This window comes from Actinokineospora sp. HUAS TT18, from assembly GCF_051364635.1.
In the GTDB taxonomy this organism is placed as follows: domain Bacteria; phylum Actinomycetota; class Actinomycetes; order Mycobacteriales; family Pseudonocardiaceae; genus Actinokineospora.
In genome coordinates this window covers 2,383,628-2,398,904 of record NZ_CP195645.1, presented here as the reverse complement: position 1 = coordinate 2,398,904, position 15,277 = coordinate 2,383,628, and the positions used below count along the sequence as shown (strand labels likewise).

Here is a 15,277-nt window from a genome sequence, read left to right as displayed (position 1 = left end):
CTGGTGGAACGCCCAGGCCCCATGCGATGGCTTTGGTACGCGATCGGCGGCACCCTGCCCGCCCGGTACCGGCACTGGGTGCTGTGGGACCTGACGTCCCCGCGGTGGGTGTTCCGCCACATGGCCCGGGCGGCGGTGCTGCTCTCGCCGTGGTGGCTGCTGCTGTTGGTGCCGGGGCCCTGGTCGCTGCGGTTCTCGATGGTGGCGCTGGCGTTGATCACCGGGTTCTACTTCTCGATGTCCTTCATGGAGGACGCGGCGGAGCGTCGGCTGATCAAGCACGGGTATCCGGCGGGGCTGAACCGGCGGATCCGGGAGGAGTCGACCCCAGAGAACCGTGCGGAAATCGTCGCGATGTACGCGGCCTTCCACGAGTGAGTTCGCCCTTCGCGGGTGTGCGCCAAGCCGTCGAGCAGCGCGATCGTGCTACGCTGCGGATAGCTGTCAACGTTCACCATCGCGAATGTCGTGGGTTTGCCGACATCTCTGGTTTCGAGCGTTTCGCTGAGTTCACCCCTGGATGCTGCTGGCCCCTCGCCGTCCGGGTTCACCCGATGACCATCGACAGTGAGGCGGCTGCTTGTGATCTCGTTTGTCTGGTCCCCAGGGAATCCACTCCCCGCGGGCACCGGCGGTTCGGAGAACTACACCGTCGGCCAAGTCAGGGAACTGCTGCGCCGCCACATCCCCGCGCAGGTCGTGACCATCGGCCTCGGCGTCGCGGACGGGCGGGCCGAGTTCGCCGACATCCCCTTCCTCGCCCTGGATACGCTGGCTGACGTCGGCGGGCTCGACGGCACCGTCGTCTTCGTCAACGAGCCGCACATCGTCGCGACCAAGCACCCCGCCTTTCTGGTCCTGCACAACCTGCCACCAATCCGGGAGAAGTACCGCGCGTTCGCGATCGAGGGCACCCGGGATCTGACGCTCATCGCCACCAGCCGGTACGCCGCCGGGTTGTGGGCGGACTTCCTTGATGTCGACGTAGCGACCATCAACGTCGTCTACCCGTTCGCCGAGCCATGTTTCGCTGGACAGTCCAGAGTGGACAATGCGACCGGCACGACGCGGATCCTGTTCGCGGGCAGGCTGAGTCCCGAGAAGGGCATCTACACCCTGCTCGAAACCCTGCACATCGACATCATCGCCCAGGATTCCGGCCTCACCTTCGCCGCGACGACGGCGGGCGCGGACAAGCCGCAGGGCAAGATCATCGAGCGGCTGCTGAACGAGCACCCCGGCGTCAGCGTGGTCCCGACCCGCAAGACGCCCGAAGGCATGGCCGCGCTGATGGCCGAGCACGACATCGTCGTCATGCCGTCCAACAGTCAGTACTGGCACGAGACCTTCGGCATCGTCTCCATCGAGGCGCAGCACTCCGGCTGCCGTGTGGTCGCCTCCGACGACGGTGGCCTGCCTGAGACCGACTGCGGCGGCGTCGTCTTCGTGAAGCCGGACGACTCCGAAGCCCTCGCCTGGGGCATCCGCCAGGCCGTCGACAGCGGACCGCTCCCGGCCGACGCGCGTCGCGACGCTGGCATGACGTTCACCGTCGCCCAGTCCGTCGACGCACTGCTGCGGGTGTTCGCCCAGCCGCGGCCGATCTCACCCGCGACGATCATCCGCCAACTGGAAGAGCTGGTCGCGGCGCCGTCCGCCCAGCGGTTGGCGACAGTTCCGATCAAGTAGAGGAAAGCGCTATGACCACAACTGAAGCCACGTTCGTCTCCCGCTACGAACGCCGCGTCCACCTGGTCCAGGACATCGTGCGCAAGCACACCGAACTGGACGACACCGCATCGGCGGCACTGGCCACCGAGATGGTGCGAGTGATCGACACCGTGCCCGAGCAGCTGCGCTGATGACGACCTCGGAAGTCCCCGCGAACAGCGCGCCACCCGAACTCCCGATGACCGACACCTGCGCGGTCTGCCCACACCCGTGGCACGACCACGACCGGGTGGCCGCCCGCTACTGCACCGCGACCGTCGCGGGTGCCTACAGCCGCAACTGCGTGTGTGGTCCCGGCGTCGGCTAACCGACCGACGTCAGTGTCCGGTGGCTGGACTCGGCCACGTCCTCCGTGACGAGCTTGCGCGCGATCACCGCCACCGCCTCGCGGACCTCCGGCCGGTCGTCGGCGGCGTCGCGGCGGAGGTGGTCGTGGATCCAGTCGGCCCACGCGGTGCTGAGCAGCTCGAACTCGTCGTCTCCGGCCTTGGTGGAGGCGTAGACGCCGTCGTGGCGGGTGAGGTAGCCCTCGTGCACCATGCGATGGAACACCGGTTCCAGCACCTCCGGCGGCATCCGCCTGCCGCGCGCGATCTCGGCGATCGCCGCCGTCCCCAGCGCCTTCTCGTAGACCCGCACCTGCACGACGGCCCACGCCCCGGCCGGGTCGAGCCGCGTCCCGGACAGGTCCCGGATTCGGTAGGCGTCCTCCGGCCCGAACCGCCGCAGCACCGAGCTGATCGAGGTCTCCAGTGCCGCCTCACTCGCCGACGGTGAGGCGAACCCCTCGCCGACGTCCTTCGACGCCGCCCGCGCCGGGTCGCGCAGCTCGACCTGTTTGAGGAACAGCGAGATCACGAACCCGATCACCGCGACCGGCACCGTCCACAGGAACACCGTGTGCAGCGAGTCCGCGTAGGCGTCGATGATCGGACCGGCCTGTGCGGCGGGCAGCTCGTGCACCCCCTTGGGACTCTCGGCCGAGACGGCGAGCACCCGTGGATCAGCGCCGGTTTGAACCGCTGCCTGAGTCACTCCAGCGGTCAGGTTGGGTTCGAGTTGGTTGGCGTAGATCGTGCCGAAGACCGCGGTGCCGAACGAACTCCCGAGGGTCCGGAAGAACGAGACCCCCGACGTCGCCGCGCCCAGGTCCGAGTAGTCGACCGTGTTCTGCACGGCGATGGTCAACACCTGCATGCACAGCCCGATGCCCGCGCCCAGCACGAGCATGTAGAGCGACGTCAGCCAGAACCCGGTCTCGCGGTCCATCAGTGACAGCAGATACAACCCCACCGCCATCACCGCCGAGCCCGCGATCGGGAACCACCGGTACTGGCCCGTCTTGCTCACCATCGTCCCGCTGAAGATGGACGCCACCAGCAGGCCGACGATCATCGGCAGCAGCCGCAGCCCTGATCCGGTCGCGGACTCGCCGTCGACGTATTGCAGGTAGGTCGGCAGGAACACCATCGCGCCGAGCATCGCGAACCCCACCACGAAGCTCAGCACCGTGCACACCGCGAACACGGGATCGCGGAACAGCCGCATGGGCAGCATCGGTTCCTTCGCCCGCGTCTCCACCAGGCAGAACAGCCCTAGCGCGACCGCGCCGCCGACGAACAGCCCGATGATCACCGGGGAACCCCACTCGTACTGGCTGCCGCCCCAGCTCGTGGCGAGGATCAGCGCGCTCGACCCGGCCGCGACCAGCACGATGCCCATGTAGTCGATGATCGGCTTGGCCGCGGCCCGGATCGACGGGATGGCCTTCGCCGAGACGATGATGACCGCGACGGCGAGCGGCACGTTGACGTAGAACGCCCACCGCCACGACAGGTGGTCGGTGAACAGCCCGCCCAGCAGCGGCCCGATCACCGTCGACAGGCCGAACACCGCACCGATCGCGCCCTGGTAGCGGCCGCGTTCGCGCAGCGGGATCACGTCGGCGATCAGCGCCATCGCGGTGACCATCAGCCCGCCCGCGCCGATGCCCTGCACGGCCCGCCACGCGATCAGCAGCGTCATGCTCGTCGACAGTCCACACAGGAACGACCCGAGGGTGAAGATCACCGTGGACGCCTGGAAGACGATCTTGCGGCCGAACTGGTCGCCGAACTTGCCGACCAGCGCCGTGGCCACGGTCTCGGCCAGCAGGTAGGACGTCACGACCCACGACATGTGCGCCGCGCCGCCGAGGTCGGCCACGATCGTGGGTAGGGCGGTGCCCACGATCGTCTGGTCGAGCGCGGCGAGCAGCATTCCCATGGCGATCGCGCTGAACACCACGGTGCGCTGCGCGGAACTGAGCTGGGGCGGGCCGGAAACCGGCCTGGCGGCCTCGACTGTGGTCACCAGGCCATCTTCAACCGGGCGGCCGAGATCCGCGCGCCGGAGCTGTCTCAGCAGGTCATGGGGTCACGCCGTGTGCTTCACCGGCCCACCCGAACAGGCCGCGTCGCACTGGGCGAGGACGTCGGTGATGCGGCCCGTGCGGGCGAAGGCGGCGCGTTGGCGCATGGCTCCCGTGCCGGTGCGATCCAGGTCGGCGAGCAGCTCCGCCACCGTGTCGAGGTCGCCCATTTGGGCCAGCGCGTCGCCTGCGTGGTCGACGAGTCTGTCCACCAGCGCCCGTGCCGGGATCAGGCGCCCGCTGAGGACGTCGAACGCGTCGCCGGTCAGGCCGTCTCGGGCGGCCCGCCAGGTGGCGACTTTGAGTGTCTCGACCGGTATCCGCGGGGCGAGCACGCCGCGTCTCAGGTCGGTCAGGGCGGTGGCGACCAAGCCGCGGACCAAAGCGGCGAGGAGGACGGCCTCCTCGACGGTGCCCGCGACGTCGGCGACGCGGACCTCGACGGTGGGCAGGTGGGCGGACGGGCGGACGTCCCAATAGACCATCCGCGCGTCGCCTGCGGCGCCCGACTCCTGGAGCATCTCGATCGTCCGGCCGTGGTGGGCAGCGGACTCGAAGTACGGCGGTGGGCCGGAGCTAGGCCACCGCGACCACACGATGGTGCGCCAACTCGCGTAGCCGGTGTCCCGGCCCGCCGCGATCGGTGAGTTCGCGGTCAGCAGGCCGAGGACGGGCAGCCACGGCCGCAGGTGGTTGCACACGCGCACGGCGGTCTCCGGGTCGGGCACCGCGACGTGGACGTGGCAGCCGCAGATGGACTGCTCGGCGGCGAGTTGGCGGTAATCAGCGGTGAGCTGGCCGTAGCGGCCTTCCGGGGCCGTCTCGATGCGTGTTCCGCCGACTACCGGCACGCCGACCGCGAGCGCTCGGCAGCCGACTGCCTCAGCTGCCGCGGTGGCGACTTTCCGCAGGTCGTGGAGCTGTTCTCGGGCGTCGGAGAGGTCTCGGCACACGCCGGTGCGGATCTCTACCTGGGCTAGGGCCAGTTCCAGACCTAGCTCGACGCCGAATGTGTTCCGCGCGTACTCCACGACCTCGGGGGCACGGGGGACTGGGAGGCCGGTGGTGGGGTCCACCAGCAGGAACTCCTCTTCCACGCCGATGGTCGGGGGTGTTGACGCGGTGACGGTCATGAGGCCCTCCGACCAAGCGGTGCTAGGGACCAAGGGATACCCAACCCTGGCACGGCGCCAAACGAGCTGTCGTCACCCATTGGGCGGGGGTTTGGGTGCGCTGGACCTCGCCTGGCGTGGCGAGGCCGGGGACTGTCGGGTGGGTGCGCGGTTGCGGTCTGGCTGGCCTGGTGTGTCGTTGGGGCCGCACCATCGGGTGAAACTGGGCGATCACGCTTTGCTTGGGCCCCTGACGACGGCCCTGTGGAAAGAGCGTGGGCGGAAGGGCATCCCACACGCGACGTAGCGAGCGGGCCGTTGTCTCCCCCAGCCAAAGCGTGATCGCCCAGTTTCACCCGATGCTGCTCAGGCGCGGGGTGCGGCTTATGTGATTCTTTGGACAGCCTTCTTCCGTACCGGCAACAACTTCCGCACCAGTGGCCACAGCAGGATCAGTGCGATCACCGCATACACCGTCACTGAGAAGGTTGTGTTCACCAAGCCCGACAGGTCTCCGTCGCTGAGCTGAAGTGCCCGTCGTAGTTGTTGTTCCGCGTTGGGGCCCAGGATCACGCCGATGATCGCGGGTAGTACCGGCAGGCCGAAACGGCGCATCATGAAGCCCACCAAGCCGATTGCGAACAGCAGCACCAGATCCAGCACGTCCGCGCTGACCGCATACGCCCCAACGCTGGCGAAGAAGAGGATGCCCGAATACAGGTATGCCCTCGGAATCCGCAGCAGCTTCGCCCACATCGGGGCCAGTGGCAGGTTCAGCACCAGCAGCAACACCGTTCCGATGAACAGGCTCGCGATCAGCGCCCACACCAGTTCCGGTTCCCGGGCGAACAGCAGTGGTCCCGGCTGGATGCCGTACTGCTGGAACGCCGCCAGCATCACCGCCGCCGTCGCCGTTGTGGGCAGGCCCAGGGTCAGCATCGACGTCAGGGTTCCGGCTGCCGACGCGCTGGCGGTCGCCTCCGGGCCTGCGACGCCCTCGATGGCGCCGTGGCCGAATTCCTCGGGGTGTTTCGACAGCTTTCGTTCGGTCACATAGGACAGAAACGTCGGGATCTCCGCGCCACCGGCCGGAACCGCGCCGAACGGGAAGCCGATCAGTGGGCCGCGCAGCCACGGTTTCCATGACCGGCGGACGTCGTCGCGGTCCAGCCAGGGGCGGCCGACTGGGATCGCTGTTCCCGTGGTCCGCCGGAGGTGGGCGGCGACCCAAAGGGCCTCGCCGACGGCGAACAGGCCGACCGCGACGACCACGACGTCGATCCCGTCCGCCAGGTGCAGCGAGCCGAAGGTGAGTCGGGCCTGGCCGGTGATCGGGTCGAGTCCGACGAGTCCGATCGCCAGCCCGATACCCAACGACGCGAAACCGCGGACGCGGGAGGTGCCGAGCACCGAGGTCACCGCGATGAACGCCAGCACCATCACCGCGAAGTAGTCCGGTGCGCCGATGTCGACCGCCAGTTTCGCCACGGTCGGGGCGAGCAGCACCAACAGCACCGTCCCCACGATCCCGCCGATGAAGTGGCCGATCGCCGCCGCGGCGAGGGCTTGGGCGCCGCGGCCCTTGCGGGCCATCGGGTGGCCGTCGATGGCGGTCACCACCGCCGCCGTTTCGCCTGGGGTGTTGAGGAGGATCGACGTGGTGGAGCCGCCGAACATGCCGCCGAAGTAGATGCCCGCGAACATGATGAACGCGCCCGTCGGCTCGATCCCATAGGTGACCGGCAGCAGCAGCGCCACCGCCATCGCCGGGCCGATGCCGGGCAGGACGCCGATCGCGGTGCCCAGGAGGACGCCGACGGCGGCCAGCAGGAGATGGGTGGGGGTCAGGGCGGTGCCGAAGCCCGCGATCAGGTTGTCGAGGGTGTCCACGTCACATCAGCCCCGTCAGCGGACCGCCCGGCAGGGTGACTCCGAGCAACCCGTGGAAGACGAAGTACGTGCCGACCGACATCCCCACCGCGACCAGCGCGTCCCGCAGGTACTTACGGCTGCCCAGCGCGTAGGCCGCGCCCCAGAACTGGACCGCGCCCGAGATCGGGAAGCCCACCGCGTCGATGAGGGCCACGTTGGCGAGGAACGCCGCCGCGAGCAGGCCGACCGTGCGCCAGTCCGGGGGAGTGGTCAGGTCGACGTCCTCGCCGGACTCCGCCTCGCCGCGGCCACCGCGCAGCACGTCCACGGCCAACGCGATGGCGATGACGACGAGGCCGCCGCCGACCACGGTCGGCACGGCGGCGGGGCCGACCGGACCGCGCTGGGCGAAGTCGGTCGGCAGCGTCAGCGCGTCGACCAGGACCAGCCCGCCCAGCGCGGCCAGGAACACCGCGACACCCAGTTCGGAGCGCTGTCGCAGGAGCGCGACGGTGGTCATGCCGTCAGCCCCAGGTCCTTCAGCACCAGGCCGACCCGGTCGTTCTCCTGCTGGAGGAACTTCGCGAAGTCGCCGCCGGTGCTGAACGCGTCCTGCCAGCCGTTCTTGCGCAGCGCGTCCTTCCACGCGGTGGACGAGTGCAGCGAGGTGTAGAGGGCGACCAGCGCGTCGCGGTCCTTGTCGCTGATCCCCGGCGGCGCCACGACCCCGCGCCAGTTGGTGAACTCGACGTCCACACCGGACTCCTTGAGCGTCGGCGCGTCGATCCCGGGCACCCGCTGCGGCCCGGTCACCGCGAGGACCCGCAGCTCACCGGCCTTGACTTGGTCGGCGTACTCGCCGACGCCCGAGACACCGAAGGCGACCTTGTCGCCGAGCACCGAGGCCAGCAGCTCACCGCCGCCGTCGAACGGCACGTAGTTGACCGACTTGGGGGCCAGCCCGATCGCCTTGGCCACCAGCATCGGCGCCAGGTGGTCCGGCCCGCCCGGCGACGACCCGCCGCCCACCGGCACCTTGCCCGGGTCGGCCTTCCACGCGTCCACCAGCTGCTTGATGCTCGTGTACTTGGAGCTCTTCGACACCACGATGATGTCGGGCTCCTCGATCAGCCGGGCGATCGGCGTGGTCTGCTGCAGCGTCGACGGCGACTTGTTCGTGTAGACGCTGCCGACCACGCCGAGGCCCATCTGCATGACGAGCTTGCCGTTGCCCTTCTCGCTGACCAGGCGGCCCAGCCCGACCGTGCCGCCCGCGCCGGGCAGGTTGAACACCTCGACGTTGCGGGCCAGGCCCGCCTCCTCCATCGCCTTGGCCGCGGTGCGCGCGGTGACGTCGTAGCCGCCGCCCGGGGTGTTCGGCACCATCAGCCGCAAGCCCGTGACCTTGGCCGACGAGCTCTCCGCGGTGTTGCACGCCGTCACGCCCGTGACCGCCACCAGCGCCGCCAGGAGCGGAATGATTCTGCGAGACCTCACTGTGATCCCTGCCTCTCGTCGTCGAGTGCCCGAATCGTGCGGCTTCGCGGACGTGACGTCTCGGTTACGTGCGCAGCGGTCGATTTGCTCGTTTTGCTCACGGCGGGACCCGCCAGTTTAGGTTCACACTCTCAACCGACGGGAGGTGAGCGGATGGGCAAGAGGGGCTCGCTCGCGCGCCAGCTCCTGGCGTTGCAGCTGCTCAGCGTGCTGGTGCTGCTCGCGGCGGTGGCCGCGGTGAGCCTCGCGCAGGTCGGGCAGGGCTTCCGGGAGACCGAGGGCAGGCGGATGCTCGGCCTCGCCGAGGACGTCGCGGCCAACCAGGGACTGCGGTTCTCCCTGGCCGACCGGGGCAGGCACGAGACGCTCGCGCCGTTCGCCGAGTCCGCCCGCAGCCAGTCCGGGGCCAGTTTCGTCATCATCGCCAGGCCGGACCGCACGGTGCTGACCTCGCCCGACCCCCGCCAGAACGGTGAGCCGCTCCCGATCGGCGACAGCACCATCACGTCGGGCCGCTCGTGGGTCGGCGAGGTGGACGGCGCTGTCGTCGCGCACGTGCCGGTGATGGGCCAGCAGGGCGACGTCATCGGCATCGTCGCCGCGGGCCAGGACCTGCCGAGCGTGTGGGAGGCGCTGGTCGACTCGCCCGGCGACGCGCTCGTGCTGCTGGGCATCGCCACCGCGCTTGGGGTGGTGAGCTCGTTCTGGCTGGCCTGGTGGGTCAAGCGGCAGACGCTCGGCCTGGAGCCCGCCGAGATCACCGGCCTGGTCGAGCACCGCGAGGCCATGCTGCACGGCATCCGCGAGGGCGTCGTCGGCCTCGACCCGCAGCACCGGATCACCCTGCTCAACGACCAGGCCCGCACGCTGCTCTCCCTGCCGGACCACGTCGTCGGGCACGCCGTGGCCGACCTGGACCTCAACGACCGGCTGCTCGACGTGCTCACCGGCCGCGCCGACGGCGCCGACCAGATCGTGCTGCGCAAAGGCCGGGTCCTCGTGCTGAACCGGATGCCCATCTCGATCGGCACGCGCGGCCTCGGTGCCGTGGTGACCCTGCGGGACCGCACCGAGCTGGTCCGCCTGCGCGACGAGTTGGCCGCCAACCGCAACACCACCGACACCCTGCGCGCGCAGGCCCACGAGTTCTCCAACCGCCTGCACACCATCTCCGGCCTGATCGAGCTGGGGGAGTACGACGAGGTCCGCCGGTTCGTCACGCGGGTCAGCACCACCATGGACCGCTGGCACGCCGAGGTCAGCTCCCGCATCGCCGACCCGTCGGTCGCCGCGCTGCTCATCGCCAAGGCCAGCCTCGCCGCCGAGCAGGGCGTCGACCTGCGGCTGGCGCCCGCCGCCCGGCTGGGCGAGGTCGACGAGCCGCTGTCGGCGGACCTGGTGACCGTGCTCGGCAACCTGGTCGACAACGCGCTGGACGCGCTTCCCGGGCCGGGCGGGTGGATCGAGGTCGACGTCGTCCACGAGCCCCGCGCGATCCGAGTAGTCGTGCGGGACTCGGGTCCCGGAGTGGCGCCGGACTTGGCGGAGGAGATCTTCCGCAACGGGTTCACCACGAAGGCCGCCGAGGAGGGCGGGCAGCGCGGGCTGGGGCTGGCGCTGACCCGGCAGGCGTGCGTGCGCCGTCAGGGCTCGGTCACCGTGCACAACGCCGACGGCGCCGTGTTCACCGCGACCCTGCCGGTGGCGCGATGATCCGGGTCCTGGTCGTCGACGACGACTTCATGGTCGCCAAGGTGCACAGCGGCTATGTGGCCCGCACGCCGGGTTTCACCGTCGTCGGCGTCGCCCACACCGGCGCGGACACGCTGCGCGCGGTCGACCGGTTGCGGCCGGACCTGGTGCTGCTCGACATCTACCTGCCGGACATGGACGGCGTGGCGGTGCTGCGGGAGCTGCGCAGCGGGTCGAGCGTCGACCCGGACGTGATCGTCATCAGCGCGGCCACCGACGTCGACACGGTCCGCCGCGCCATGCGCAGCGGGGTGCTGCACTACTTGATCAAGCCGTTCTCGTATTCGGCGCTCTATGACCAGCTCCAACACTTCGCGGCCCTGCATGCCCGGCTGAGCGCTTTGTCGACGGCCGGTCAGTCTGATGTGGACAGAGTGTTCGGGGCCCGGCCGGGTGGCACGGCGGCGTTGCCCAAGGGGCTGTCGGCGGAGACCGGCGACGTCGTGGCGCGGGCACTGCGGTCGGCGGACGAGGACATGTCCGCGGCCGAGTGCGCGGTCGTGGCGAACCTGTCGCGGGCCAGTGCTCGTCGGTATCTGGAGCACTTCGTGGAGACCGGGCGGGCGGCGGTTCGGCTGCGCTACGGCGGTACGGGCAGGCCGGAGCGACGCTACCGGTGGATCTAGCTGTAGCGGGCGCGATAGCGGCGGATCAGCCGCCACTGGAGGAACACCGCCGCGGCTGTGCAGGCGAGCATGACGAGGGTGGCGGCGGCCGCGTAGCCGTATCTGAGGTACTCGAACGCGTTGCGGTAGACGAAGAGCGGGAGGTAGGTCGTCGCGTAGGGCGGCGGGCCACCCTGGGTGACGACGAGGGCGGGGACGAAGGAGAACTGGAAGCTCAGGATCGTGTCGCGCAGCAGGAGCAGGCCGAGGGCGGGAGCCATCAGCGGCAGCGTGACGCGGCGCATCAGGTACCAGCCGGTGGCGCCCTCGATGGCGGCTTGCTCGTACACCTCGGCGGGCAGTGAGCGGCGGGCGACGAGCAGGACGATGAAGGTCTCACCGATGGTGAACAGGCTCATCAGGATGATGCCCGCGCGCGCGTCGGCGGGGTGGGTGAGCCAGTTGGGGATGGCGTCGGCGTCGATGGTGGCGCGCAGGATCTGGTTGACCGGTCCGTACATCGGGTTCAGCAGCCACAGCCAGAGCAGTCCGTAGGCCACCTCCGGCACGGCGGCGGGCAAGGTCACGGCGGTCCGCGCGGCCCCGACACCGAACGCGCGCCGGAACAGCAGCAAGGCGAGTCCGAACGCGAACAGCAGCCGCAGGGGGACGGCGACCGCGGCGAACCCGAGCGAGTTGGACAGGGCGGCGCGGAAGGCCGGGCTCTCGGCGAGCTCGACGAAGTTGGCGAACCCGATCCAGTGGACGGCCCCGATCAGGTCGTAGTCGGCGAACGCGAGCACGAAGGTGACGAGTGCCGGGCCGAGCACAAGCACGACAAGCCCGACGACGTAGGGCGCGAGCATGAGGATGAGCTGCCCGCGCCGGGACAGCCGCGGCGCTCTGCGACGCGCGCGCGCTTCCACCCGCGGGGTGCCCTCCAGTCGCGGCACCCGCTCCCTTTCGACGACTTCGCTGTCCACCTACGGCACCCGTTTCCCGTCGGCGTCGAACCCGTGCAGGTCGGACTCGGCCGCGCTCGCGATCACCGCCGCGCCCGCGGCCGGGCGCGAGTCCGCCGGGACGCGCGCGACGATCCCGTGGTCGCCGATCCGCAGCCGCACCCACGCGTCCTCGCCGATCACCTCCGCGCCTGTCACGTAAGCGGCGAACCCGGTGCCGGACGACGCCAGTCGCACTGCCTCCGGGCGGACTCCCACCTGGTGTGCCCCGGATACCCGCCAAGGCCCGTCGCCGGGCAGCAGATTCATGGCGGGCGACCCCACGAAGCCCGCGACGAACGTCGTGGCGGGGCGCCGCCAGACCTCGTCCGGGGTGCCGAGCTGCTCGATCCGCCCGTCGTTCAGCACCGCGACCCGGTCGGCGATGGCCAGCGCCTCGGTCTGGTCGTGGGTCACGTGCACCGTCGTCGCGCCGACCCGGTCGTGCAGGGCCCGCAGCTCCGCGCGGGTCCGCGCCCGGGCCGAGGCGTCCAAATTGGACATCGGCTCGTCCAGCAGGAACAACGCGGGTTCCCGTACCAAGGCCCGAGCCAGGGCCACCCGCTGCCGTTCGCCGCCCGAGAGCTGGTCCGGCCGCCGGGACAGCACCTCCGCGCACCCGACGATCTCCGCGGCCGCGGCCGACCGGGTGCGCGTCTCCGCCCGGCCGACGCCGCGGGCGCGCAGGCCGAAGCCGATGTTCTCCAGCACGGTCAAGTGCGGGAACAGCGCGAAGGACTGGAACACCATCGACACGTCCCGCTCGCCCGGTGTCAGCGAACTGACGTCCCGACCGGCGATCCGCACCGCGCCCGAACACGGATGCAGCCCGGCGATCACCCGCAGCAGCGTCGACTTGCCCGCGCCAGACTTGCCGAGCAGCACAAGCAACTCGCCCTTCGCCGCGGTCAGCGAGATCCCGCGCAGCGTCTCCGCGCCGCCGTGGGCGGCGCGGACGCCGTCGAGCTCCAGCCCGTGCGTCATTTCCCGCGCTCGAATAGCGACCTGGTCTGCTCATCGAGCTGACGGGCGACTTCCTGCGGCTGCTGACCCAGGTACAGCGCGTTCTCCAAGATGCCGTTGGCCACGTCCTCGATCTCCGGCCACGTCGAGATCGTCGGCGTCGCGCGGATCGCGGGGATCGAGTCGAGGAACACCGAGGCGTTGCGCGGCGGCTTGCCCGGGTCGAGGAACGCGGGCGACTTCGCGACCTCCATAGTGGACGGAACGGTCCGGCCGGTCTTCGCCATGATCGTCGCGCCTTCCTTGCCCAGCGCGAACTCGACGAACCGCCACGCGCCCGCCTTGTTCGACGAGCCCTTCGGCATGCAGTAGCCGTCGCTGTGCAGGACGGTCGCGGGGGACTTGAACACCGGCAGCGGCGCCACGTCCCACTCGAAATCGGTGATCTTGCGGAACGTCGTGGTCGACCGGCGCGACTGCATCAGCATCCCGAGCCTGCCCGCGGCGAACCGTGCCTCGTCGTTCTCGCTCTCGACCTCCTGGTCGGTCGGCACCACACCGTGGCGGCCGCGCAGGTCGATGAACTCCGACAGCGCCTCGACCGCAGGGCCGTCGAGCGACAGCTTCGTCGGCCGCTTCTCGTCGTCGACCAGCGTGCCGCCGTTCGACCACACGAAGGGCGCGATCCGGATGACCTCGGGGGACACGCCGAGCCCGTAGACCGCGGGCGGTGGACCGGGAGGCGTGCCCGGCGCGGCGTCCGGGTCGACGCCCTTGGCGACGTCGCCGTTCGCGTCGCGGGTCAGGCCCGCCGCGGTGGCCACCATGTCGTGCCAGCTCCAGCCCGCCTTGGGCTCGGCGATTCCGTACTTGGCGAACAGGGTCTTGTTGTAATAAACGACAAGGCTGGACATGTTCTGCGGCATGCAGAGCTGCTTGCCATCGGCCTGGAACGCCGAGAGCGCCTGCGGGTAGAAGTCCGCCGCCTTGATCGCGGTCGACTTGTCGAGCCGCTCCTGCACCGGCTCGATCGCGTCGCGCTTCGCGAACTGGCCGTAGAAGCGGTAGTTCATCAGGAAAAGGTCCGGCGGGTTGCCACCCGCCACCGAGGTCGACAGCTTCGTGATGAGGTCCTTGCGGTCGCTCGCCTCGATCAGCCGCAGGTCCGCGCCCGGCACCGCACGCTCGTAGGCGGCCTCCAGTTCGCGGTAGGCGGCGAGTTCGTTCGGGTCGCCGAACACCAGCAGGCTCACCTGCCCAGGCCCGGCCGCCACCTCCGTCGAACAGCCCGACGCGACCGCGGCCGCCGCGGTCAGCAGCGCCAGGGCCCGTGCGAATCTCATCCCCGATTTCCCTTCTTGAACCAAGAACCTCGTTGCGCCAACGCGAAAACCACCACGGCGGGCGCGGTCGCCAGCACCGCGCCCGCCAGGAAGACGGGAAAGTCGGTCGGGTCGAGCGTGGCCAGCGACCGCAGCGCCAGCGGCAGTGTGAACGTGTCGCGGTCGTACAGGAACACCAGCGGGTCCAGGAAGTTCGACCACGTCAGCACGAACGTCAGCGCCGCCACCCCGGCGGTCACCGGCCGCACCAGCGGCATCCCGACCCGCCACCAGGTCCGCAGCGGCGACATGCCCTCCAGCCTGCACGCGTCGTACAGCTCGGCGGGCACCGCGCGGAACGCCAGGTAGTAGACCAGCGGGTACAGCGGCGACGTCGCGATCAGCGCCGGGGCGACCAGCGGTGCGAGCGTCCCCGTCAGGTCGAGTGCGCGAAACAGCGCGAACCTGGGCACCAGCAGGGCGACCGCGGGCACCATCAGCGCGACCAGCGACAGCCCGATCACCACCCGCGACGTCCGCGCCGACACCTGGGTCAGCGCGAAGCCCGCGGTGGCGGCGACGAACACGCTCACCGGGACCGCCACCAGACAAACCAGCATCGAGTTCAGCGTCGCCCGCGCCAGCCCACCCAACTCGGCCGAACGGCGGTATCCCTCGGTGGACAGCGGATCGGGCACCAGGTCGGGCGTGGTGGGCGGCGGCAGTCCGGGCACGTGCAGCGACCCCGACACGAGCAGGACGAGCAGCGCGCCGAACACCGCGATCACCGCGACCGCGCCGACCGCGCGGCCGAAGGGTCTGGGGTGCATGGGTTCCGCTCCTGGTCCGCCCGCGGTGTGCCACCGCGGCCGGGGAACGGTGGCACACGATCGGTCCTCGGCACAATGGTGAAGACGGTAAAAACGTGAACGTGAATTGCCCGCTTTAGCTCTATTCGCGGCGACCCCCGATGCCCGATCCTGGCGCCGGCGCCCTGCATGCGCCGTGCTCA

The 15,277-nt window shown here is 70.2% G+C and carries 15 protein-coding genes; 6 read left to right on the top strand and 9 right to left on the bottom strand.

Annotated features, from left to right (window positions below):
* Window positions 1-3: 3 nt before the first annotated feature.
* From ACSHT8_RS10595 to ACSHT8_RS10580, 4 genes are all read left to right on the top strand, one after another.
* Window positions 4-378, top strand: coding sequence for a DUF5313 family protein (locus tag ACSHT8_RS10595; RefSeq protein ID WP_436500135.1), 375 nt, complete (start codon window positions 4-6; stop codon window positions 376-378).
* 189 nt (window positions 379-567) lie between these two features.
* A complete protein-coding gene (locus tag ACSHT8_RS10590) occupies window positions 568-1,689 on the top strand; it encodes a glycosyltransferase family 4 protein (protein WP_436500133.1) in 1,122 nt (373 codons plus the stop codon).
* Window positions 1,690-1,700: 11 nt separating this feature from the next.
* Complete coding sequence (locus tag ACSHT8_RS10585) at window positions 1,701-1,862, top strand: DUF6307 family protein (protein ID WP_436500131.1); 162 nt, start codon at window positions 1,701-1,703, stop codon at window positions 1,860-1,862.
* Entirely contained in the window at window positions 1,862-2,038 is a 177-nt protein-coding gene (locus ACSHT8_RS10580; RefSeq protein ID WP_436500129.1) for an RGCVC family protein, read from the top strand. Before ACSHT8_RS10585 ends, ACSHT8_RS10580 begins: the two co-directional genes overlap by 1 nt.
* On the opposite strand, the gene ACSHT8_RS10575 is transcribed toward ACSHT8_RS10580, so the two are convergent.
* The 5 genes from ACSHT8_RS10575 to ACSHT8_RS10555 all read right to left on the bottom strand — a co-directional run bounded on the left by ACSHT8_RS10575 (window position 2,035) and on the right by ACSHT8_RS10555 (window position 8,586).
* Complete coding sequence (locus tag ACSHT8_RS10575; RefSeq protein ID WP_436502036.1) at window positions 2,035-4,086, bottom strand: MDR family MFS transporter; 2,052 nt, start codon at window positions 4,084-4,086, stop codon at window positions 2,035-2,037. The genes ACSHT8_RS10580 and ACSHT8_RS10575 overlap by 4 nt on opposite strands.
* Before the next feature lie 60 nt (window positions 4,087-4,146).
* On the bottom strand, window positions 4,147-5,274 hold the full coding sequence (locus ACSHT8_RS10570) for a carboxylate-amine ligase (protein ID WP_436500127.1): 1,128 nt from the start codon (window positions 5,272-5,274) through the stop codon (window positions 4,147-4,149).
* Between the two features lie 363 nt (window positions 5,275-5,637).
* The gene (locus ACSHT8_RS10565) at window positions 5,638-7,143 is read right to left on the bottom strand and encodes a tripartite tricarboxylate transporter permease (protein ID WP_436500125.1); all 1,506 of its coding nucleotides are present in this window, start codon (window positions 7,141-7,143) and stop codon (window positions 5,638-5,640) included.
* A 1-nt stretch (window position 7,144) separates the two neighbouring features.
* Entirely contained in the window at window positions 7,145-7,645 is a 501-nt protein-coding gene (locus tag ACSHT8_RS10560; protein WP_436500124.1) for a tripartite tricarboxylate transporter TctB family protein, read from the bottom strand.
* Window positions 7,642-8,586 (bottom strand): Bug family tripartite tricarboxylate transporter substrate binding protein, encoded by a 945-nt coding sequence (locus ACSHT8_RS10555; protein ID WP_436502035.1) that lies wholly within the window; start codon window positions 8,584-8,586, stop codon window positions 7,642-7,644. The genes ACSHT8_RS10560 and ACSHT8_RS10555 overlap by 4 nt, the downstream gene beginning before the upstream one ends.
* Window positions 8,587-8,775: 189 nt before the next feature.
* Between ACSHT8_RS10555 and ACSHT8_RS10550 the strand changes: the two genes are divergently transcribed.
* Complete coding sequence (locus ACSHT8_RS10550) at window positions 8,776-10,335, top strand: sensor histidine kinase (protein WP_436500122.1); 1,560 nt, start codon at window positions 8,776-8,778, stop codon at window positions 10,333-10,335.
* A complete protein-coding gene (locus tag ACSHT8_RS10545; RefSeq protein WP_436500120.1) occupies window positions 10,332-11,000 on the top strand; it encodes a response regulator in 669 nt (222 codons plus the stop codon). Before ACSHT8_RS10550 ends, ACSHT8_RS10545 begins: the two co-directional genes overlap by 4 nt.
* Here ACSHT8_RS10545 and ACSHT8_RS10540 read toward each other — a convergent pair.
* The 4 genes from ACSHT8_RS10540 to ACSHT8_RS10525 are packed head-to-tail and all read right to left on the bottom strand — an operon-like array spanning window position 10,997 to window position 15,095.
* Entirely contained in the window at window positions 10,997-11,962 is a 966-nt protein-coding gene (locus ACSHT8_RS10540; protein WP_436500118.1) for a carbohydrate ABC transporter permease, read from the bottom strand. The genes ACSHT8_RS10545 and ACSHT8_RS10540 overlap by 4 nt on opposite strands.
* Window positions 11,963-12,964, bottom strand: a complete 1,002-nt coding sequence (locus tag ACSHT8_RS10535; protein WP_436500116.1) for an ABC transporter ATP-binding protein — start codon at window positions 12,962-12,964, stop codon at window positions 11,963-11,965.
* Window positions 12,961-14,286 (bottom strand): ABC transporter substrate-binding protein, encoded by a 1,326-nt coding sequence (locus ACSHT8_RS10530; protein ID WP_436500114.1) that lies wholly within the window; start codon window positions 14,284-14,286, stop codon window positions 12,961-12,963. The genes ACSHT8_RS10535 and ACSHT8_RS10530 overlap by 4 nt, the downstream gene beginning before the upstream one ends.
* Window positions 14,283-15,095 carry a carbohydrate ABC transporter permease gene (locus ACSHT8_RS10525; protein ID WP_436500112.1) on the bottom strand — a complete coding sequence of 271 codons (813 nt, stop codon included), beginning with the start codon at window positions 15,093-15,095 and terminating at the stop codon, window positions 14,283-14,285. Before ACSHT8_RS10525 ends, ACSHT8_RS10530 begins: the two co-directional genes overlap by 4 nt.
* Between the last annotated feature and the right edge of the window lie 182 nt (window positions 15,096-15,277).

Bases quoted from the DNA above. Each gene is read 5' to 3' on its own strand.
- ACSHT8_RS10550 (WP_436500122.1), top strand. From the start codon at position 8,776: ATGGGCAAGAGGGGCTCGCTCGCGCGCCAGCTCCTGGCGTTGCAGCTG.
- ACSHT8_RS10530 (WP_436500114.1), bottom strand. From the start codon at position 14,286: ATGAGATTCGCACGGGCCCTGGCGCTGCTGACCGCGGCGGCCGCGGTC.
- ACSHT8_RS10535 (WP_436500116.1), bottom strand. From the start codon at position 12,964: ATGACGCACGGGCTGGAGCTCGACGGCGTCCGCGCCGCCCACGGCGGC.
- ACSHT8_RS10560 (WP_436500124.1), bottom strand. From the start codon at position 7,645: ATGACCACCGTCGCGCTCCTGCGACAGCGCTCCGAACTGGGTGTCGCG.
- ACSHT8_RS10580 (WP_436500129.1), top strand. From the start codon at position 1,862: ATGACGACCTCGGAAGTCCCCGCGAACAGCGCGCCACCCGAACTCCCG.
- ACSHT8_RS10545 (WP_436500120.1), top strand. From the start codon at position 10,332: ATGATCCGGGTCCTGGTCGTCGACGACGACTTCATGGTCGCCAAGGTG.
- ACSHT8_RS10585 (WP_436500131.1), top strand. From the start codon at position 1,701: ATGACCACAACTGAAGCCACGTTCGTCTCCCGCTACGAACGCCGCGTC.
- ACSHT8_RS10525 (WP_436500112.1), bottom strand. From the start codon at position 15,095: ATGCACCCCAGACCCTTCGGCCGCGCGGTCGGCGCGGTCGCGGTGATC.
- ACSHT8_RS10570 (WP_436500127.1), bottom strand. From the start codon at position 5,274: ATGACCGTCACCGCGTCAACACCCCCGACCATCGGCGTGGAAGAGGAG.